The sequence below is a fragment of the Flavobacterium commune genome (genome assembly GCF_001857965.1).
In the GTDB taxonomy this organism is placed as follows: domain Bacteria; phylum Bacteroidota; class Bacteroidia; order Flavobacteriales; family Flavobacteriaceae; genus Flavobacterium; species Flavobacterium commune.
In genome coordinates this window covers 3,196,879-3,216,232 of sequence record NZ_CP017774.1, presented here as the reverse complement: position 1 = coordinate 3,216,232, position 19,354 = coordinate 3,196,879, and the positions used below count along the sequence as shown (strand labels likewise).

Genomic DNA, 19,354 nt, shown 5'->3' with positions numbered 1-19,354 from the left:
TATGAACGTTTGCGTTAACTGTCTTTATCAGCTTTGCAGTTAAATAGGAAGTAATTGCATTGCTTTTGTAAGTGCTTTATTAATTCCATAAAAACATTTCGTCTGAATACTACAAACTGAATACTGAACACTACTTAAGCACCCACAAAACCAAAATCCCATCAAGAGTATTATTTTTTATTTGCCAGAACATCAAAATACATTGTTACCGCAATAGCTGATGCCTTTCATCACTAAACCAAATAATTCTGAATACTAATCCCGATAACTATTGGGACTGAACACTAATTCCGGCACCAGCTATCACAAAAACAATCAGAACATCCAGATAAACAAATAAAAAATAATACCCTTGCCTGCGCTGCTGCCCCATCGCACTAGGTAAGTATTTGCATTGTTTTTTGAAGATGCTTCCTTTTCATAAGACAATATACTGCTAACTGAAAACTGCCACTGCCGACTAACTAAAAAGCATCCTCAAAAATCAAATCAAAGAAAGAGTATCAAATTCTTTGGCTTGATGAATAGCTTTTTATTTTTGATTTGGTTCATTCATCCATCCAAAGAATTTTATACCCTTTCCAAGACGACCATTTTCCAAATCAACACCCAATACTTCAGATTAAATCCGATTAAACAAGAACATTTGAATTAGATATTCAAAATAAAAAATAAAAAAAAGAGAGCAAAACTAAGTTCCAGGTATTCAAAAAAGCAAGTTCAAGCCCTCCGGGTTTCATAAAAAATCTCCACCCTTATTTTTCCAATTGACTATTTTGCTGAACACTAAAAACTGCCTGCTGAACACTTCTACTTAGGGTAGTATTTTTTCTGAAAAACCTGCTTTTTTGAAACCTTCCACTTGAAGAACAGCTTTCTTTTTTTCCTTTTTCTTTTGAAAAATTTTATAGGTCGAGCGTAGCGAGGCACTATGGTATATATCAGAAGCAACAAGGAAATTAGAAGAAAAGCTAATCTTTAAATCCGAAGCCATGATGATTTTTATCGCAAAAACCCACAAGAAAGGCATTGTTTACAGCAAACCACACTTTTTCATTCTAAACAAAGGAATAAACAGCGGAAAGCCCCAAAAAGAACCATTTACAAACAGTTTTGTTGTCATTTTTCAAAATGAGGAAGATTGTGAGAATATCTACTTTATTGCTTATAGCTTATGGAAAACCAAGTTTTGGCATCCCTTTTTAGTAGGTTCGGTTATTCCCTTTTTACGCCTTCAAAATTTTTCAGAAGAATTCAATCTAAAAGCCAGTTTGATGATGCAGGAACACGAAGAACATCTAAAACAAGTGGCAGCCTTAAAACTTCTGGAACAAAAAGAAAAGCAATTTCACGAGAATATCAATCTTATTAACGATATGCGTAGGGTTATTTTATACGGCTATTGCAAGAAAAACTGATTAATTAACTTTTAAAATTACTCCTATGAGCATTTTTTTATTATTCCAAACAGATAATTGGAAATCAAGAGCATCAAGAGTTTTTTTTGGTGCTTTTGACAGCAGAAACAAAGCAATTGACTTTGCAAAATACAACGATTTATACTGCCACAATTCAGAAGTAGTGGTGGTTGAGGTGGTACTCAATCAATTTGGTGAAATCTAAAAACAAAAAAAGCCTGATCTCAACGACCAGGCTTTCACTTTGTTTAACCCAAAGGTCACCACAACTAGGGCTAAACTTATTTTTTGTGCTTCTTATTTAGGCTTTTAAGTAGTAACGAAATCATAAAACTGACAACTGCTCCAACAGTAGCTAAGACAGCCGTTTTTACAATATCTTCAGATTGAATATTAGGTACTATACTTAAAAATGTGCCTCCGGCAGTTCCCATCAAAGTATGGTTATTGGCTGTCATCAGTAGTACTAAGCTGACTTGCAGCGGACAAGACACCTCCGGCAACAGCAACATAACCTCCAATAGTAGTTACTATTACAGGTAGTGTAATCGGAGCCGCTAAAATTGTTCCGCCTATGGCAGCTAATGCCAAACCAACATTTCGAAGCACTTTAAAAAATTTTGGTGTGGGAGCTGATGCTCTTTTTATAATTTTTTTCATAAATCTATTATTAAGATTGAATCAATATTTCAACACTTTCTTTATTATCCAAAGCTTTATAAACAATGTCTTTTAAATTTGTAAAAGCTTTTCGGGACATCAAACCAAGTCCTGGACCAGAAAGTTTAGTTACCGGAGCAATACAGCCTTGCAATTCCTTTTGAGCATTATTAGCAGGATGAAAAAGGATATACTTTCTATTGGGTACATCCACCAATTCCAAATGCCATTTATACTTTGCACTGTATCGCTTTCTAATAAAATATTTCCCTTCCGGAACACAGGAAACCTTCGTTTCGTTTCTCTTCCACGGCAATTCAATGGTATTACAAATCAATTTACCTTCGCATTCGAGTTTAACATTGGTTCCTTCAGGGAAATAAGTTCTAGTTAAAAACAAGACCATAACTCTGATTACACGCCACCATTAACTACGATAAGAGCTAAAGGGTTGTAAGCACCGTTTTTCAAGGAATACATACTTCCGTTAACCTCTTGGTAGAACTCCAAACCTAAAGCCAAAAACAAAGGTTTAGTGCTGTTTGGCGTAACCATATTTACTTGGTTGATTACTGCTGTAGGAGTAGCATCCCAAGCTAAAATAGCAGTTTCTGCATGTTGCTCTACAAAAGTTTCATTTTCAAAATCAATTTCAACACCCGCAGAAATAATTTTGAAATGAGTAGTTCCCCCTGGAGCAGCAATCATATTCAACGGAATAAACGATGGAATATCTACCGAGATTTCACCGCTAACTCTGTTGATGCCTCCGGTATATGGAGCAAACAAACTGGTTCCCAGTTTTCCACGAATATTAAATTCGAATCCGGTTAGTAATTCGGCTTCACCGTCAATAACATTACGCAATCCACGATCATTAGTAGTATCGGCCTGAATCACCTTAACCATAGATTGAGTCAAACGACTCACCATACGACTATCCGACGAATTCAACAACAATACACGTAAAGCTGTTCTCAACAACTTACCTCCTTTCCCAGCTCTACCAAATTCAGAACCGTTCTCACGAGTTCTTTGAAACGCAGGATCATTTGCGATTCTATTAGCGTCAATTCCGCCTTTTTCTCTCGCCAAATGCCCATCCTGCGTTTTATAAAAAGTAATATCCCCGATAGTACCCTTTAATTTAATTATGCCTTTTTGCCTTGCCATAATTCTTGAAATTTAATTCAACATTCATTAAAAACCTCCTTCATTCTACTAATTAGTTGCAACCTTATTTTGAATGATTTAGGCAAAGTTTACAAAGCATTTTTCAAAAGAAAAAACCGCAAGTGTACCGTATGTCCAAAAATGACACATCTGTCCAGAATGAACTTAAAAACACGATAAATAATTATGAAGAATTATAACTAAATTGCAAAAAGAATTTCTGCACGTCAGAAGTATAGCATCGCTATATCAAAGCTAAGTATAAAGTATGAAAACAAATACCCAGAGGGTGTGCATCTATCCAAAGGACATACAACGTATAACAGGCAAGAGTTATCGTCAAAGTACCAGATTGATGCAAAAAATAAAAAAAGACCTCAATAAGCTAGAAAATGAGTTCCTAACAATTGATGAGTTCTGTACATATTCAGGTATAAAATATGAACAAGTAACTCACTTGATTTTTGGTTAAAATTGAAAATTACCTAAGACAATTTTTAATCAAGACACACATAACTAAACACTTAAACTACTAGTTCATTTTTTAGCAATGTTATTATTTTTCTGTTCGATATCTCATTGAAAATTAGTATATTTACAACTCACAAATGAAATGAATTATTTACGATTAAAAAGGGGGTAAAATCGGTTACCCAAATAAAAATTCAATTATAATTAGCTGGTATATAACACGTTGAAATGGGTAGTCAAATCCCTCTTTCTCCGCTGGAAAAATCCTAAACGGTAGCAAAACCCACTAAATTCAACAATTTAGTGGGTTTTTTCTTTTACAGACATTTCAAATTATTCATTCAATCTTATTTAAATCGAGATAAAATCGAGACCCTATAAAAATCAAAAATTAGGGTCTCGCTAAATCACCTCAACACCTACAAACATTAGGTTCAACGACTCATTCAATAACGTGTTCAGTCAGTAAACATCTTGTTTCTCCGCCAGTAGAACTTTCAAAAGAAACTTTAAAAGTCAAAAAGCCATTAAATACTAGTGTTTAAAGGCTTTTTGTTTTTTTATACTGTGTCAAAAAACACATACATTATCATTGTAGCGAAGACGGGAGTTGAACCCGTGACCTCAGGGTCATGAATCCTACGCTCTTTAAAGATGATAAATTGTGACCATGGAGGGATTTGAACCTACAGAGCTTTGTCACAATGAAAAATTAAAAATACAAAAATACACTGCTTGCTTAGAAAGTAAGTGCACTAAATACTATAATATAAAGTGATACCTTAACTAGATTCAACCTTGTAAACTTCAAAAAAAATTGCGGAAAGATTTAAACCTTCAACTACTTGCTTAAAAGATGGTCTCCTAAATCTAGTAACTTTTTTTGTTTTTAATTGTGAAATCACCCCTCTTTATGTGTAAAACACCACCGTACACATTGGCACTCGGCTATTACTTTTGTTAATTATTAGGGCTTTCAGGCTCCTGGATATAATATCAAAATCAATAATTAATTCCCCTATACCAGTATGAAACCACTTGAGAAAAACTTTTTCCTAATCTTATTACTTCTTTCACTAAATCTGACATCGCTTTACGCCTCTACACCAAAAGAAAACACAATAGTAGTTGCACTTGACGGAACAGGTAATTTTAAAAGCATTCAGGAAGCGATTAACTCCGTAACTCCCAATAAAGAAGAACGAACAATCATATATATCAAAAACGGATTGTATCAAACCGAAAAGATTATAATAGCTGAGGATAAAAAAAATATCAGCTTTAAAGGAGAAAGCCGTGAAAAGACAATAATAAGCTACCATATTTACGATTGTAAAGGAGGATTAAATAACAAATGTCCTGCAGAGGATGCAGCAAAATGGATCGGGCAAGCGATTCGTACTTCGGCTACAATTACCGTTCAGGGTAATGGTTTTCGAGCTGAAAATATTACTTTTCAAAACACCGCAGGACCAGTTGGTCAGGCACTAGCTATTACTATTCATTCTGATAAAAATATCTTTTTAAACTGTTCTTTTTTAGGTTATCAGGACACTATTTTACTGGGAAAAGACGGTACAAGAACTTATTTCAAAAATTGCTTGGTATTAGGACGAACAGATTACATTTTTGGAGGCGGAATTGGCTATTTCGACTCTTGTGAAATAAGAAGTTATGGCGGTGGCTGGATCACAGCTCCCAGCACTCCTAAAACGCAGGATTACGGATATATTTTTTATAAATGCAAACTTACTTATGCTCCAAATAGTCCCCAAAAAAAAGACGACAATCAACTAATAAGTCTGGGACGTCCCTGGCATAATTATCCAAAAGTTGCCTGGATAAAATGTGACATGAGCGATAAAATAGATCCTAAAGGCTGGCCTACAACATGGAACATGGATTATGCCTCTACCAGTAAAGATTTGCATTTGTACGAATACAAAAACACAGGCAAAGGAGCCAATATGACCAATCGTGCAAAATGGGTTGGAATACGTGAACTTACCAATCAGGAATCGGGACTCTATTCAGTAGAAAATGTTTTAAAAGGAAATGATAATTGGAATCCAAAAAATAGAAAAATATGAGAAAAATTATTTTCAGCTTATTGTGTGTTCTTACACATCATCTTTCGTTTGCTCAACAAGATTTGACTTTATGGTACAGTAGTCCTTCAAAAGCCTGGACTGATGCCTTACCGTTAGGAAACGGACGATTAGGAGCTATGGTTTACGGTATTCCGCAGCGGGATACTATTCAAATTAACGAAGATACCTTTTGGTCAGGAAGTCCATACCAAAACAACAATCCAAATACGTCAAAAAATCTCAAAAAAATACAGCAATATTTGCAGGACGAAAACTATATTGATGCCCAAAAACTGGCATTAACCAATATCATAGCTGACCGAAACAATACCTCACATGGGCAAGTTTATCAATCTATAGGCAATCTGATATTGGATTTTCCCGGACATGAAAATTTCACCAATTTTAATAGAAAATTAGACTTAAACACAGCCGTTGCTACTACTAATTATAAAATTGGAAACATTGAATATCAAAGAGAAATATTCACTTCTTTCCCTGACCAGCTAATCATTATTCATCTAACATCCAGTAAAAAAGGAACTATCAGTTTTAACACCTCTTTTGTAGGCCCGTTAAAAAAGAATATGGTAACCGTAGCTACAATTGTTCCCTCAGGACAAAATGAACTTCTTGTCGCTACAGGAAAATGTACCCAAGAAAAAGAAGAGAACATTTTAAATTTACTGCATTTCAACAACCAAATTAAAGTCAACTCCAAAGGCGGTGTACAAAAGGCCAATGTTAATAGTATTAATGTATCCAATGCTGACGAAGTGACAATTTATATTTCGGTAGCGACTAATTTTAAAAACTATAAAGATATTTCCGAAGATGCCGAAAAGAAAGCAAGTGAATATTTGACTAATTTTTCAAAAGACTACGAAACTGCCAAAAAAGACCATATAATCGCATACCAAAAACAATTTAAAAGAGTTAAACTAAACCTTGGACAATCTTCTCAGTCAAAAAAACCTACTGATCAAAGAATTTCGGAATTTGCCAATAATGATGATCCTGAATTAGTTTCTACTTATTTTCAATTTGGTCGTTATTTATTAATTAGCTCTTCGCAAAAAGAAACACAACCAGCCAATTTACAGGGAATTTGGAATCCAAATTCAGGTCAATACCCTGCATGGGACAGTAAATATACTACAAATATCAATGTAGAAATGAATTATTGGCCGGCAGAAGTTACCAATCTAACAGAATGTCACGATCCTTTTATTCAACTAGTAAAAGATGTGAGCATTACTGGGAAACAAACTGCTGCTGAAATGTACAACAGCCGTGGCTGGACCTTGCATCACAATACTGATTTGTGGAGGATGACAGGTGCTGTTGACAAAACAGCCGGAATATGGCCAACTTGTAATGCCTGGTTCAGTTCGCATTTATGGGAAAAATATCTTTTTTCAGGAGATAACAACTACCTGAAAGAAATCTATCCTATTCTGAAAAGTGCTTCTGAATTTTATCAGGACTTTTTAATTAAAGACAAAAAAACAGGTTATTTAGTAGTTTCACCATCCATTTCGCCAGAGCACACACCTGGACTACATAACTACGAAGAAACAAAACCCGATGGCAGCATAGTTAAAGAAAGGTGCAATGTGTATGCAGGAGTAACTATGGACAACCAAATGGTATTTGATTTATTGTCTAATACTATCGACGCAGCCAAGATTTTAGGAATTGACAAAGATTTCTCAAAACAACTTGAAAATCTTCGTTCCCAATTACCTCCTATGCAAATTGGTAAATACAGTCAGTTACAAGAATGGCTGGAAGACTGGGATAAAAAAAATGATGCTCATCGCCATCTTTCACATTTATGGGGGATGTTTCCCGGAAGACAAATATCAGCTTTTCAAACACCTGAACTTTTTGAAGCCTCAAGAAACTCTTTAATTGGACGAGGTGATGCCAGCAGAGGATGGTCTATGGGATGGAAAGTGTGTCTTTGGGCTCGCTATTTAGATGGAAATCATGCCTACAAGTTAATTCAAAACCAACTGAATTTAAAGCCTGCAAATGCTACTATCAAAGATCCCGACGGAGGAACTTACAGCAATATGTTTGATGCGCACCCTCCATTTCAAATTGATGGAAACTTTGGTTGTACTGCGGGAATTGCCGAAATGCTTATCCAAAGTCACGATGGTGCTTTAAGCCTCCTCCCTGCCCTTCCGGATGCGTGGAAAGAGGGTTCGGTTTCAGGACTAAGAGCCAGAGGTGGTTTTGAAATTGAAAAAATGATTTGGAAAAACAACAAATTAGCAAGTATCATCATTAAGTCCAACTTAGGTGGAAATCTTAGGTTAAGAAGTTATCACCAATTAGCCGGAAATAATATTACTAAAGCTAAAGAAGAAAACCCAAATTATTTTTATCAATTCCAGCCTATTGAAAAAGCTAAGATTTCCCCACAAGCCAAACTGGAAGGAACAAACATAAAAACCGTTTATGAATATGATATTGATACTAAAAAAGGGCTCTCGTATCAATTTGAAATAGCGCAATAAAAAATTATTTTTTTATGCTATAAAAGGAAGAAGTTAGGTTTACAACCTCACTCCTTCCTTTTTGAATTACTGATTATCATAAAAAATAGTAATCTAAAAACATTTATATTATGTTATTTTTGTTTAACCCAACAAGTAGAAATCCAAAATGAAAATCCATACAAAAATTTATAGCATACTATTTTTTCTGTTATCGCTAATGCAATACTGCTTTGGTCAAGAAAATTTTTCATTTAAAAATTTCTTAGTCGAAGATGGGCTTCCGCATAATATTGTTAATCACATCATACAAGATAAAAAAGGTTTTATCTGGCTAGCTACTACAAATGGCTTGAGTAAATACAACGGCTATCGCTTTCAAAACTACAAAACAGAACCTAAAGATCAGGTTGTAATGAAAAACAACCGAATTAACTGGATTGCTGAAGACTATTATGGTCGAATTTGGATGAAAGCTTATGCAAATGAGATGAAAGCCTATTGTTTTGATCCAAAAACAGAGGCTTTTTGGGGTACAGAACTTCTAAAAAACCTTCCAAACAACAACTTTGAAATAAGTCAAATTAAAATCCATAAATCAGGATTGGTTTGGTTACTTTCTAAAAAAAATGGAAGTATCGCCATTACTAACAAAAGCTATTCTTATAAAATATACCACATACAAAAACATACATTAAATACCAATACTGTAAATGATGTTTTTGAAGACAGTCAAAAAAATTCTTGGTTGTTAACCGATAAAGGAATCGCCTGTGTTCCATTTGGTAAAATAAACCAAGCTCCTTTCTATCTCATTCCTAAAAATAATAGTTCTAATGCTTTTAATACAGCGGTTGAATTAGATGATGAAATATGGTTTGGAGGCACAAATGGAATGATTATAAAATATGCCAAGGGAACCAAAACTTATAGAACTCTAAAACTAGCACTGGAGGCAAACATTATCAAGATTGAAAAACTGGACAAACAAAGAATCTTAGCAATAACTGACCAAAAAGGATTTTGTACAATCAATATTTATACCGGACAAATTGTCAATTACAATTCAAACAATCTTCCTAATTTAAAAGTAAAAAATCTCAGTCCTGTTTGTCTTACTAAAGGGCAGTTGTTATGGCTGACAAACAATGACAATTTGGGTATTTATTTGTTTAATTTTAAAAACCAGAAACTAACTTATTTCCCTGCCAAAACCGACATATATTCCACATCATTTAGCCCAACAGCAGCATTAGTTTTAACCGATTCTAAAGGCGATGTTTGGGTACAACCCCGCGGAGGTAATTTCTCTAAATACGATCCGTCCAACAATAAATTAATTTCTTTTACCTCTTCTTCCTCCTATTTTCCAAATAGTAATTTCAGTAATAGTTTACATACTGCTTTTTTTGACAAACAAGGAAACTTATGGTACAATTCGCAAACAACCGGAATTGTAAAAGTAGTTTTTAGCCAAACTAATTTCAAATCATTACATACCCACAATCAGGCTATCCCAACCTCCCGAAATGATGTCAGAGCACTATTTCAAGATAATCAGAAAAATATTTGGGTAGCTACTAAACAAAATCAAATCACTATTTATGACAAAAAGTTCAAAAAAATAGGTCATTTATCGCCCAATGGTCAATTACAAACCAACGCTATATGGGAAAAACCTGTTTATAGTATTATTCAGGATGCTCAATCCAATATATGGATTGGAACAAGAGGAAATGGAATTTACAAATTCTCTCCTTCTAATGGGGCTTATTCTTTTGCCGTTACCCATTACAAGAATGACAGCTCTAATCCCTATAGTTTGATTGATGATAATGTTTATTCCATATTTAAAGATAAAACAGGAAATCTTTGGGTAGGAACCTTAAAAGGACTCAACCGTATTGTCACTCAAAATCAAACTGTGCAATTTATCAATACTAATAATAAATGGAAATCAAATTTGATAAAAAAACACAGTAGTATCCGTTGTATTACACAAGACTCAAAAGGTTTTCTGTACATTGGAACTACCACAGGATTACTGGTTTTAGATCCTAAAAAAGACCTTAATTTACCTCAAAATGTAAAGGTTTATGAGATTACAAAAAATGAAAACCCTTCTTTAAACAGTAATGATATCATTGATTTTTCTATCTCAAAAAAAGGAAAAATCTACATTGCCACTGCCGATGGAGGTATTAGCAAAGTGGTTTCAAAAAATCAGGCTGGCTTTCCTTTGCAATTTAAAAACTACACCTTAAAAGAAGGATTACCCTCAAACAATATTCTTTCGATAGTTGAAGACAACGACGAAAACATTTGGATTACTACCGACTATCTTTTAGTTCGCTTTAATCCAATTGACGAACGCTTTGAAATTTTTTCGGATGTAAAGCCCGTAATGTCTTATCGAAATTTTACTGAAGCTACTAAAATTAAATTGGATACAGGAGAATTATTATTTGGATACTCCGAAGGATTGTTGCACTTTTTTCCTGACCAAATAAAGCCGAATAATTTCAAACCCTATTTAGCTTTGACAAATTTTCAATTATTCAACGAAGAAGTTCGTATCAACCAATCCTCTCCGTTATTGACTTCGATAGATAACAATAATAAAATAGAGTTAAAACACAATCAAAACTTCTTTAATATCGAGTTTGCCGCATTGGATTATATCAATCCTGAAAATATTAAATATGCCTATAAACTGGAGGGGTTTGATGAAAATTGGAACTATGTAAACAATCAAAGAACCGCTTTTTATACCAATGTACCTAAAGGAAGTTACACCTTCAAAGTTAAATCGACTAACAGCCAAGGTTATTGGGTAAACAACGAAAGAAGTATTACTATTAATGTTAAAGCTGCTTTCTGGAACACCACTATTGCCTATATCGTTTACGCCTTACTGATTATTGGATGTATCATGCTTATTAATCGTACTGTTATTACCATTTATAGATTAAAAACGAATGCAAAAATTGAAAAAGATATGTTTGATATGAAACAAAAGTTTTTCATAGACATTTCGCATGAATTACGTACTCCTTTGACCTTAATTGCCGGACCAATTGAATATTTAATGAACGATACCCGAACACCCGAAATTATAAAAAAACAACTTTTATACGTATCCCAAAGTACCACGAGATTACAGCGTCTTGTGAATCAGATTTTGGATTTTAGAAAAATTCAGGATCAGAAATTAAAAATTTCAGAGATCAATCTAACGGAATTTACCAGTGACATTTTTAATAATTTTATCGAAATTGCCCAGGAAAAAAAGATCAATTATAATTTAGAAATTAAAGCTGAGGACATCAAAGTATGGGCAGACAGAAATGCCCTGGAAAAAATTATTATGAATCTTTTATCCAATGCTTTTAAATATACTCCTGATGAAAAAGCAATTACCGTAGGTATTAATAAAAACGACAAGCAAATAATACTCACCGTAATCGATGAAGGTATTGGAATCTCTGAAGAACATCAAAACAGTATTTTTAATCGTTTTGCTTCATTTAATAAGAGTAGTAACCCAAGTACCGGTATTGGGTTATCTATGGTAAAAGAACTGGTTGAAAGACATCATGGAGAAGTTAATTTTGAAAGTAAAACGAATATTGGAAGTGCTTTTTCCATTTATTTCAAAACCGGAAACAGCCATTTTACTGATGAAGTAGAAATTATAAGCGAAGAAGAAAACAAAGAATCGGATGAACAAAAATTAATCAAAACCCAACCAATTGCACTTTATAAAAATCAGGAGAACAGCTCCGAAAAAATAAAAGTCCTAATTGTTGAAGATGATATAAAACTGCGCACTTTCCTTAAAAATATTCTGGAAGATGATTATGAAATTCTGGAAGCCGAAGATGGTGAAACAGGATATGAAAAAACACTGAACAGCTCTCCCGATTTTATAATTAGTGATATCATGATGCCAAAAATGAATGGTGTTGATTTATTGAAAAAAATCAGAACTAATATAGAAACCAGTCATGTTCCTGTTATTCTTTTAACAGCCAAAACTACTATAGAAAGTCAACTGGAAGGGCTTTCCTATGGCGCTGACGATTATATTACTAAACCTTTTAGTGTTTCCTACTTAAAAGCCCGAATTATCAATTTACTCGAACAACGTAAAAGATTGCAAAGCATTTTTGAATCTTATGATAAACCAAATGCTAAAGAATACAATCCCAAGCCTTATTTGATAACGAATCAAGATGAACAAATAATGCAAAAAGTAATGATGGTTATCGAAGAAAACATTGACAACAATGATTTTTCTGTTGAAGATTTAGGAACGATTATTGGGCTTAATCGTACCTCTTTTAATAACAAAATAAAAAGTCTCACTGGTTTTACTCCTGTAGAATTCATAAGAGACATTCGTATTAAAAGAGCCGCACAATTACTCATTAACAGTCAGTTACTCATTAAAGAAATTGCATATATGACCGGATTTTCGGATATAAAATATTTTAGTAAGTCCTTTAAAAATAAATACGGTTTGACTCCAAGTGAATACCGTAACGGAAATAAATAGATCTTAATATTCACCACCGCATTCTATGAAAAAAGCAATTTTGATTTTAGCAATTATTCTGTCATCCTGTACAGAACAAAATCCATTTGAAAAATATCTTATTAATAAAGATGATACCTTTTGGGTAGAAAAGATGATGGATTCTACAGCTAATTACAAATATTATAATAGACAATCTGTCTTTCTTTCGGATTATACTATAGAAAGTTTATCATCAGTAGATGAGAATAAAAAAGGTTTTAGGCAGGTTACACCTATTGAAGGTGGAGTTAAACAAAAATGGAATTTTAATAAAAACGACAGCACCTTAACTACCTCATATAGAACTATATTTAAAATTAAAAAATATTCAAACGATACAATTTACATGAAAATGACAACAGGTAAAAATGAGGATTTTATTCTTATTAAGCACATTCAGCAGTAAGTTAAACTGTTTATCAAATATAAAAAAATAGCGCAAAGTAAGACACCTTGCGCAGCTGGAGAATATATTTTTAAGTCTATTCACTTTGCTCTATTTTCTTAATTTTTTCAAAAAAGAAAAGATAGTTTTTTTATTTATAAATTTTGAAATGAGATTACTGGATAGCCAATAATAAAGTATATTTGTAGGTATATAAGCACTTATTTAAAATAAAAAATACATGATAAACTTAACAAAGATTAATCTAAAAAAAGGTATTATTTGCCTGATATTGTTAGCTATAAATAATTATTCTTTTTCTCAAAATCAAAATATTACGATAAATAGAACCCTAAATAAAGATAAAAGCGTTAATTTGAATTATGAGAAAAAAATACCTGGAAGTTATTATCTTTTTTTAGAATTATCAGATGTAAAAAACTGTTATACTGAAGTATATAGAGGAGTAATTACAGGGCGTTCTGGAAAATTATTAAATATCAAACCAATTGATGTCATGCAACCAATAGGTTATTCATACAAATTCAATACTATCATGGGAGTACCAGATCCAAAAGTAGATAGTTTGTTTCAATACGTTCTTCCCTTTAAAACAGGGAAAAAAGTAAAAATTTATGAAGCTGGTAATATCGGTGAAAAATATTTTGGCGCAGAAAAACCACAAAATTGGAAATCTTATGTAATTAATTTTGAAAGTGCAGATACCATTTTTAGTATGCGAAAAGGAATTGTCGTTAAAATAATTAACGAATATAATGATGATCCTTCTATCAAAAAAAATTATACAAATAAAAGAAACTATATAATAATTGAACATGAAGATGGAACATTTGCAGCATACAAAGGTTTTCAAATAAACACTATTAAAGTAAAATTGGGACAAACTGTTTATCCTCAAACACAATTAGGTCTAGTTCACTTATTTGACAAGACAGCAAATAATTATAGATTTGATTTCAGTATTTATTATTTGTCTAATTATGAAAACATTGGTAATAGTGGAAAACGAACGTTTAAAGATTACACGAGTTACTATAAATACCTAACTCCCAGATTCCTAACAACAAATGGACTAACAACTGTTGAATCTAAAAAAGAATACATGGCATCTTTTGATGAATCAATTTTACTTCAAGAAATGACACGTTCTGAAAAGAAAAAATACGCCAAAGATCCTAACCAATTCAGATAAAAATAAGAATATCTTGCTCGTCCTTTTTAGATTACCTGATTCTCAAATTAACAGTGGGGAGCTTCTTTAAAACAATTGCGCAAAGTGAGAACACTTTGCGCAACTGGAATCCTCAAAGATTATAATTAATTCTTAGTCACTCTAAACCAATCCACATTTATATAACCGGCATTGTTAATTTTGCCTTCTCTTAAAGCCACAAATCCCATTTTTGCTCCAATCCAGGTTCCTTCCGAGGCTTCAAATTTAGCACCTGCTTTGATGAATTTTTTATTATCGTAGCTGTAATAAAACTGGCATCTGGCTCCATTCTCAACTTTTACCCTAAAGTACAGTGAACTGCTATTTAAATCGGCTATTTCAGTAATGGTTTCTGCTTTTCCTTTATCGGATTTATCACCTATTGCCTGTATTAATTTCAGTTTTCCTTTAATTAGTTTTACTGCCAGATAACTATAACTTCTGCCCATGATTAAGAAACCAAATTCTTCATTATCAAAATTAGGTTTGAAATCAAATTTGGTAGTAGCTACAAATTCATTTGCCGGAAACTTTTGCGCCAAAATATTCGGTACCTGCCATAAACTCACATAATTATCCGGTTTAGGAATACAATTCAGTCTGTAATATCCCATTCCGGCTGATGGATATCCCCAAACTAATTGTTTGTTGGCATGCCACTGCCACTGCAATCCCTGAACAGCTCCACTAAATTCGTCTGATTCCGGAGGAGTTGCAATTGGATATTTCGCCTCAACATTTGGTTTTTTATAAGTAGCAACAGGTTCGCCAATTCCATTATGGTCATTATCTACGCCCATAACCGGCCAGTTGTCTTTCCAGTTCATAGGATTTAGATGAACCACACGCCCATAAGCTCCCTGATCCTGAAAATGAAGAAACCAATCTTCACCAGTTACCGTATCTACCCAGGCTCCCTGATGTGGTCCATTAATTTTTGTTTTACCTTGTTCTAAAACTACCTTTTCCTCATAAGGTCCAAATATATTTTTGGAACGTAAAATTAACTGCCAACCAGTAGCCACACCACCAGCAGGTGCAAACACATAATAATATCCATTTCTTTTATAAAATTTAGGACCTTCAACCGTTTGATGTTTTTCATGACCATCAAACAGTATAATATCGTCATCATTAGCTTGCGTACCCTCTTCATTCATAGAACACAACATCAATACACTTTTTGTTCCTGCGCGACTTCCTGCAAGTGCATAACCTAAATAAGCTTTGCCATCTTCATCCCAAAACGGTGCTGGATCTATTACCCCTTTGACTGCTTTCATTAAAACAGGCTCACTCCATTTTCCACGAGGGTCTTTGGTTTTAATCATATAAATTCCAAAATCGGGATCCGGATAAAAAATATAGAATTCTCCTTTATGATAACGTATGCAAGGTGCCCAAACTCCATTTCCATGTTGAATTTTATCATATACCTCAAAAGGAGGCTGCTTAGGTAAAGCATAATTGACCAATGACCAATTGACCAAATCATTGGAATGTAAAATTGGCAAGCCGGGGATACAATTAAAAGACGAAGCTGTCATATAATAATCCTTACCTACTCTGCAAACATCAGGATCTGAATAATCCGCATAAAGAACCGGATTTTTATAACTGCCATTCCCTAAATCGGAAACCCAAACCTCTGAAACATTTTTTTTGTCATTTTGTGCATTGGAAATACCAATAATAGCGACCATTAATGACAATGTAATTTTTATTTTTTTCACTTTTATATAATTAATTTATTCATTTCTAATAACTAAATAAACTGCGGGACTACTTTAACAAATTCAATAAAAGTTGTTGCCCTACAATGTTGGCTTTATTCTTAGCCGAAACATTAAACGTTTTCATAGAAGCATTTTCACCATCGCCTTCAGCTTTTTTAAGCACTTCATTTTCTTTTATACAACTAAAGATATCTAATGCACAAAGAATTATTTTCCCTCTTCCGTGCGGGATTACACTTAAGGCAGAATAAACCTCTTGTTTATGATCAGAAACACATCCTACAATCGTTTCTCCGTTAAACATTCGAAGTCCTAATCGGTTTTTGTTGTAAGTTGCAAAACATTGGTATTCCCAATTGAACACACAAGATTGTGGCAAACCTTCAAACCATTTGCTGTCTTTCACAAAATAATTTCCTCCATACCAGGAAGTTCCTAATACTTTAAAACCTCTATAATCGGCAGCTTCTTTTTTAGCGAAATAAGTTGCCCAGGTATCTGTATCATTAACAACTACAATTGTATTTCCGTTATTAACCCATTCTAAAAGGTCTGTAACCAAAGGATTTCCTGTTTGCTGCGGTTTAAAACTACCAATAACCAGACAATTTCCTGAAGGAGTTCCGCTTTTATAATTTTTGAAACTAATCTTTTCGTAATCAAAATATTTACCAATAACTCCAGTCGTATCGGCAACCATAATAGCAGAAGCCATTTTTTCTTTATTCAGCTTTACAGCAAATAATTCGTCGCTTCCTGTTGCAATAACAGTATTGTCTTTCGAAACTAATTCGGCATAAATCCTTGTATAACCTTCTGTTTGGGGAACAAAAAAGTTTTTAGCAGACAGCAATTCTCCATACACAATTCCGCCAGTTACCGTAACAGGAATTGTTTTTGTCCAGACCGTTTCTTTATTATTTGTTGCTTTAACCCTTAAATCAAAATTTCCTTTTATATCCTTTTCGTTCACAATGAAAAAATCAACAATTGTGGTATCTTTTACTGACAACACTTTATGATTCAACTTTACGGCCACATACAAAGGCTTATTGTAACGGGCAATTAAATCGGCATCACCTTTCAGATTTCGGTAGTTATCCACTACACCAGAATGATTTTCCAATTTCATACTTTCCCAACCATTCACGGCGTAACCGTCAATGATATTGTTGATACGCACATTTTCAATCGTTCTTCCCTGATAATAAAAAGACACATTCCCCATTTTTCTGGTCAAACTATCTACGTTAGGAAACGACTTCTGGAAATCATTCTTCCTCAGGAAATTATCGTAAGCATCATACCATTTTAAATAATCATCACTTTCCCAACCAATGTCTTTTCCTCTTTTTAGAATTTCATCTCTAATCAACTGTAATCTTGGCGGTGTACCAATAGCTCCTTCTTCTCCATAATAAATAATTTCATCTTTATGATCCGGAAAAATCTTGGCATAACTTTTAGGATTATTGTATAAATTGTCGTGATACACACCGGGCCCTCCTGCATGATGCTGATCAAACCAACCGTAATTATAAAATTGATTGTTATAAGGTAAAAGATGTAATTTAAAACGGGGATCCGGTCCCATTTTTATTGCACCATTACTCGAATTGTAAGTCATAATTCTTGTTGGATCGTGCTTGTGACCGGCTAACATTTGCAAACTGTCTTTTTTCTGAGGCTCTGCTCCTCTTTCATTGTGCATATTGTAAATAACCAATGAAGGATGGCTTCGATCCCGTTTTATCATTCTAAAAAACTTTTCATCGCGAGCAGCAAAATAAAAATCGGCTTGTTTCTTTTCCAAATCGTTTTTAGGATTGAATTGATTCGCCGGAAATTGATTGCCTCCCGGTTCCTGATAATACAATAAACCCAATTCATCGGCATAATCTAAAACATTAGTTTGTCCAATTGTACGATGAAAATTCAGCATGTTCAGACCAATAGCTTTGGCATCAGCGATTTGTTTTTTGGCCAGTTCATCACTTGGAGCAATTCCGTTTACCGGCCAAAATCCCCATGATATCGCTGTTCTTAATACAATTCGTTTGTTGTTGAGATAAAACTGTTTGTCTCCATCAATGTCTTTAACTTCAAACCAACGGAAACCAAACTTTTTCTCCACCACATCTTTTATTTCGTTGTCTTTTTTAAGCGAAGCTTTCAGCAAATATAAATTAGGGTTGTCAACATCCCAAAGTTTTACGTTATCCACTTTTATAGAAAAAGATTGAGAAACATTTTTATCCCGAACGGCTTCAATTGGATAGCTTTTTGACCAAACGGATGCACCCGTTTTTCTTTCGCTTACTTCCAATAAAACATTGCCTTTAAAAATTGTAGCTGTAATATTAGTCAACGAAATCTCGGCATCAACTTCATTTAAAGTTGGCTTGTTTTTGATAAAAATATCATTTACAAAAACATTATCCGTTGCCACAAGACTCACTTTTCCGGTAATACCACCAAAACCGTGAGTTGGGTTAGTGCGATAATCCCCCCACATATAATTAGAACTGTCTCTCCAGTCAAAATTTCCGTTAGGATCGGTAATTCTAACTGCTATCGAATTCATTTTACCGATAGTAACATAATTGGTAATATCGACATCAAAAGGAGTTCCGTTGATTAAATCATAGCCTGCCAACTTTTGGTTGACAAATACCTCAGCTCTGAAACGAACACTTTCAAAGTGCAAAACAATTCGTTTCCCTTTCATCGACTGCGGAACATTCACTTGGGTCGAAAACCAGGAAACTCCTAAATAATTGCCTGAAACTCCAAAAGGATTTTTATTAAATCCCCAATGAAATTCTTCGACCGTAGCAGGAAGATGAACCGTTTTACTTTCTCCTTTTTCTAATGCCTGCCAACCGCCTGTAGGCAAATTGACAGCTAATTTCTTAACGTCAACAGGAGGAGTAAACAACACATCATTTTGCCATTGTGCCGCCGGATCCAACCATATTTTCCAATCATTATTGGAAAGATTTTGCTCTATTCTTTGTTGGGCAAATGAAGCTATGTTTATCAAATTAGTAAGCAAAATTACTGCTGCAATTTTTATATAATAGGGATTCTGTTTCATAAAT

At 33.8% G+C, this 19,354-nt stretch carries 14 protein-coding genes and 1 tRNA gene; 7 read left to right on the top strand and 8 right to left on the bottom strand.

Annotated elements, in window-relative coordinates; all coding sequences use genetic code 11:
• Positions 1 to 814: 814 nt before the first annotated feature.
• Positions 815 to 994 carry a hypothetical protein gene (locus tag BIW12_RS13345; RefSeq protein ID WP_071185567.1) on the bottom strand — a complete coding sequence of 60 codons (180 nt, stop codon included), beginning with the start codon at positions 992 to 994 and terminating at the stop codon, positions 815 to 817.
• Between BIW12_RS13345 and BIW12_RS13340 the strand changes: the two genes are divergently transcribed.
• Both BIW12_RS13340 and BIW12_RS13335 read left to right on the top strand, forming a co-directional pair.
• A complete protein-coding gene (locus BIW12_RS13340) occupies positions 993 to 1,418 on the top strand; it encodes a DUF6943 family protein (protein ID WP_071185566.1) in 426 nt (141 codons plus the stop codon). The two genes, BIW12_RS13345 and BIW12_RS13340, sit on opposite strands and share 2 nt — an antisense overlap.
• A gap of 25 nt (positions 1,419 to 1,443) precedes the next feature.
• Positions 1,444 to 1,623 (top strand): hypothetical protein, encoded by a 180-nt coding sequence (locus BIW12_RS13335; protein ID WP_071185565.1) that lies wholly within the window; start codon positions 1,444 to 1,446, stop codon positions 1,621 to 1,623.
• A 76-nt stretch (positions 1,624 to 1,699) separates the two neighbouring features.
• Here the strand turns inward: BIW12_RS13335 and BIW12_RS16390 are convergent, their stop codons facing one another.
• From BIW12_RS16390 to BIW12_RS16385, 5 genes are all read right to left on the bottom strand, one after another.
• Entirely contained in the window at positions 1,700 to 1,876 is a 177-nt protein-coding gene (locus BIW12_RS16390; protein ID WP_157499553.1) for a hypothetical protein, read from the bottom strand.
• Positions 1,863 to 2,078, bottom strand: coding sequence for a hypothetical protein (locus BIW12_RS13330; RefSeq protein WP_071185564.1), 216 nt, complete (start codon positions 2,076 to 2,078; stop codon positions 1,863 to 1,865). Before BIW12_RS13330 ends, BIW12_RS16390 begins: the two co-directional genes overlap by 14 nt.
• A gap of 10 nt (positions 2,079 to 2,088) precedes the next feature.
• A complete protein-coding gene (locus BIW12_RS13325; RefSeq protein WP_071185563.1) occupies positions 2,089 to 2,484 on the bottom strand; it encodes a DUF5675 family protein in 396 nt (131 codons plus the stop codon).
• 8 nt (positions 2,485 to 2,492) lie between these two features.
• Positions 2,493 to 3,251: a hypothetical protein gene (locus BIW12_RS13320; protein ID WP_071185562.1), complete on the bottom strand. Its 759-nt coding sequence runs from the start codon at positions 3,249 to 3,251 to the stop codon at positions 2,493 to 2,495.
• 1,069 nt (positions 3,252 to 4,320) lie between these two features.
• Positions 4,321 to 4,418: transfer RNA gene (locus BIW12_RS16385), tRNA-Met, on the bottom strand.
• A 332-nt stretch (positions 4,419 to 4,750) separates the two neighbouring features.
• Between BIW12_RS16385 and BIW12_RS13315 the strand changes: the two genes are divergently transcribed.
• From BIW12_RS13315 to BIW12_RS13295, 5 genes are all read left to right on the top strand, one after another.
• Positions 4,751 to 5,812, top strand: a complete 1,062-nt coding sequence (locus BIW12_RS13315; RefSeq protein ID WP_071185561.1) for a pectinesterase family protein — start codon at positions 4,751 to 4,753, stop codon at positions 5,810 to 5,812.
• Positions 5,809 to 8,340: a glycoside hydrolase family 95 protein gene (locus tag BIW12_RS13310; RefSeq protein ID WP_071185560.1), complete on the top strand. Its 2,532-nt coding sequence runs from the start codon at positions 5,809 to 5,811 to the stop codon at positions 8,338 to 8,340. The genes BIW12_RS13315 and BIW12_RS13310 overlap by 4 nt, the downstream gene beginning before the upstream one ends.
• 148 nt (positions 8,341 to 8,488) lie before the next feature.
• Positions 8,489 to 12,877 (top strand): hybrid sensor histidine kinase/response regulator transcription factor, encoded by a 4,389-nt coding sequence (locus tag BIW12_RS13305; protein ID WP_071185559.1) that lies wholly within the window; start codon positions 8,489 to 8,491, stop codon positions 12,875 to 12,877.
• A gap of 25 nt (positions 12,878 to 12,902) precedes the next feature.
• On the top strand, positions 12,903 to 13,304 hold the full coding sequence (locus tag BIW12_RS13300; protein WP_071185558.1) for a hypothetical protein: 402 nt from the start codon (positions 12,903 to 12,905) through the stop codon (positions 13,302 to 13,304).
• Between the two features lie 220 nt (positions 13,305 to 13,524).
• Entirely contained in the window at positions 13,525 to 14,496 is a 972-nt protein-coding gene (locus BIW12_RS13295) for a M23 family metallopeptidase (RefSeq protein WP_083382132.1), read from the top strand.
• A gap of 125 nt (positions 14,497 to 14,621) precedes the next feature.
• On the opposite strand, the gene BIW12_RS13290 is transcribed toward BIW12_RS13295, so the two are convergent.
• Positions 14,622 to 16,250, bottom strand: a complete 1,629-nt coding sequence (locus BIW12_RS13290) for a glycoside hydrolase family 43 protein (RefSeq protein ID WP_071185557.1) — start codon at positions 16,248 to 16,250, stop codon at positions 14,622 to 14,624.
• Between the two features lie 49 nt (positions 16,251 to 16,299).
• The gene (locus BIW12_RS13285; RefSeq protein WP_071185556.1) at positions 16,300 to 19,350 is read right to left on the bottom strand and encodes a glycoside hydrolase family 2 protein; all 3,051 of its coding nucleotides are present in this window, start codon (positions 19,348 to 19,350) and stop codon (positions 16,300 to 16,302) included.
• Between the last annotated feature and the right edge of the window lie 4 nt (positions 19,351 to 19,354).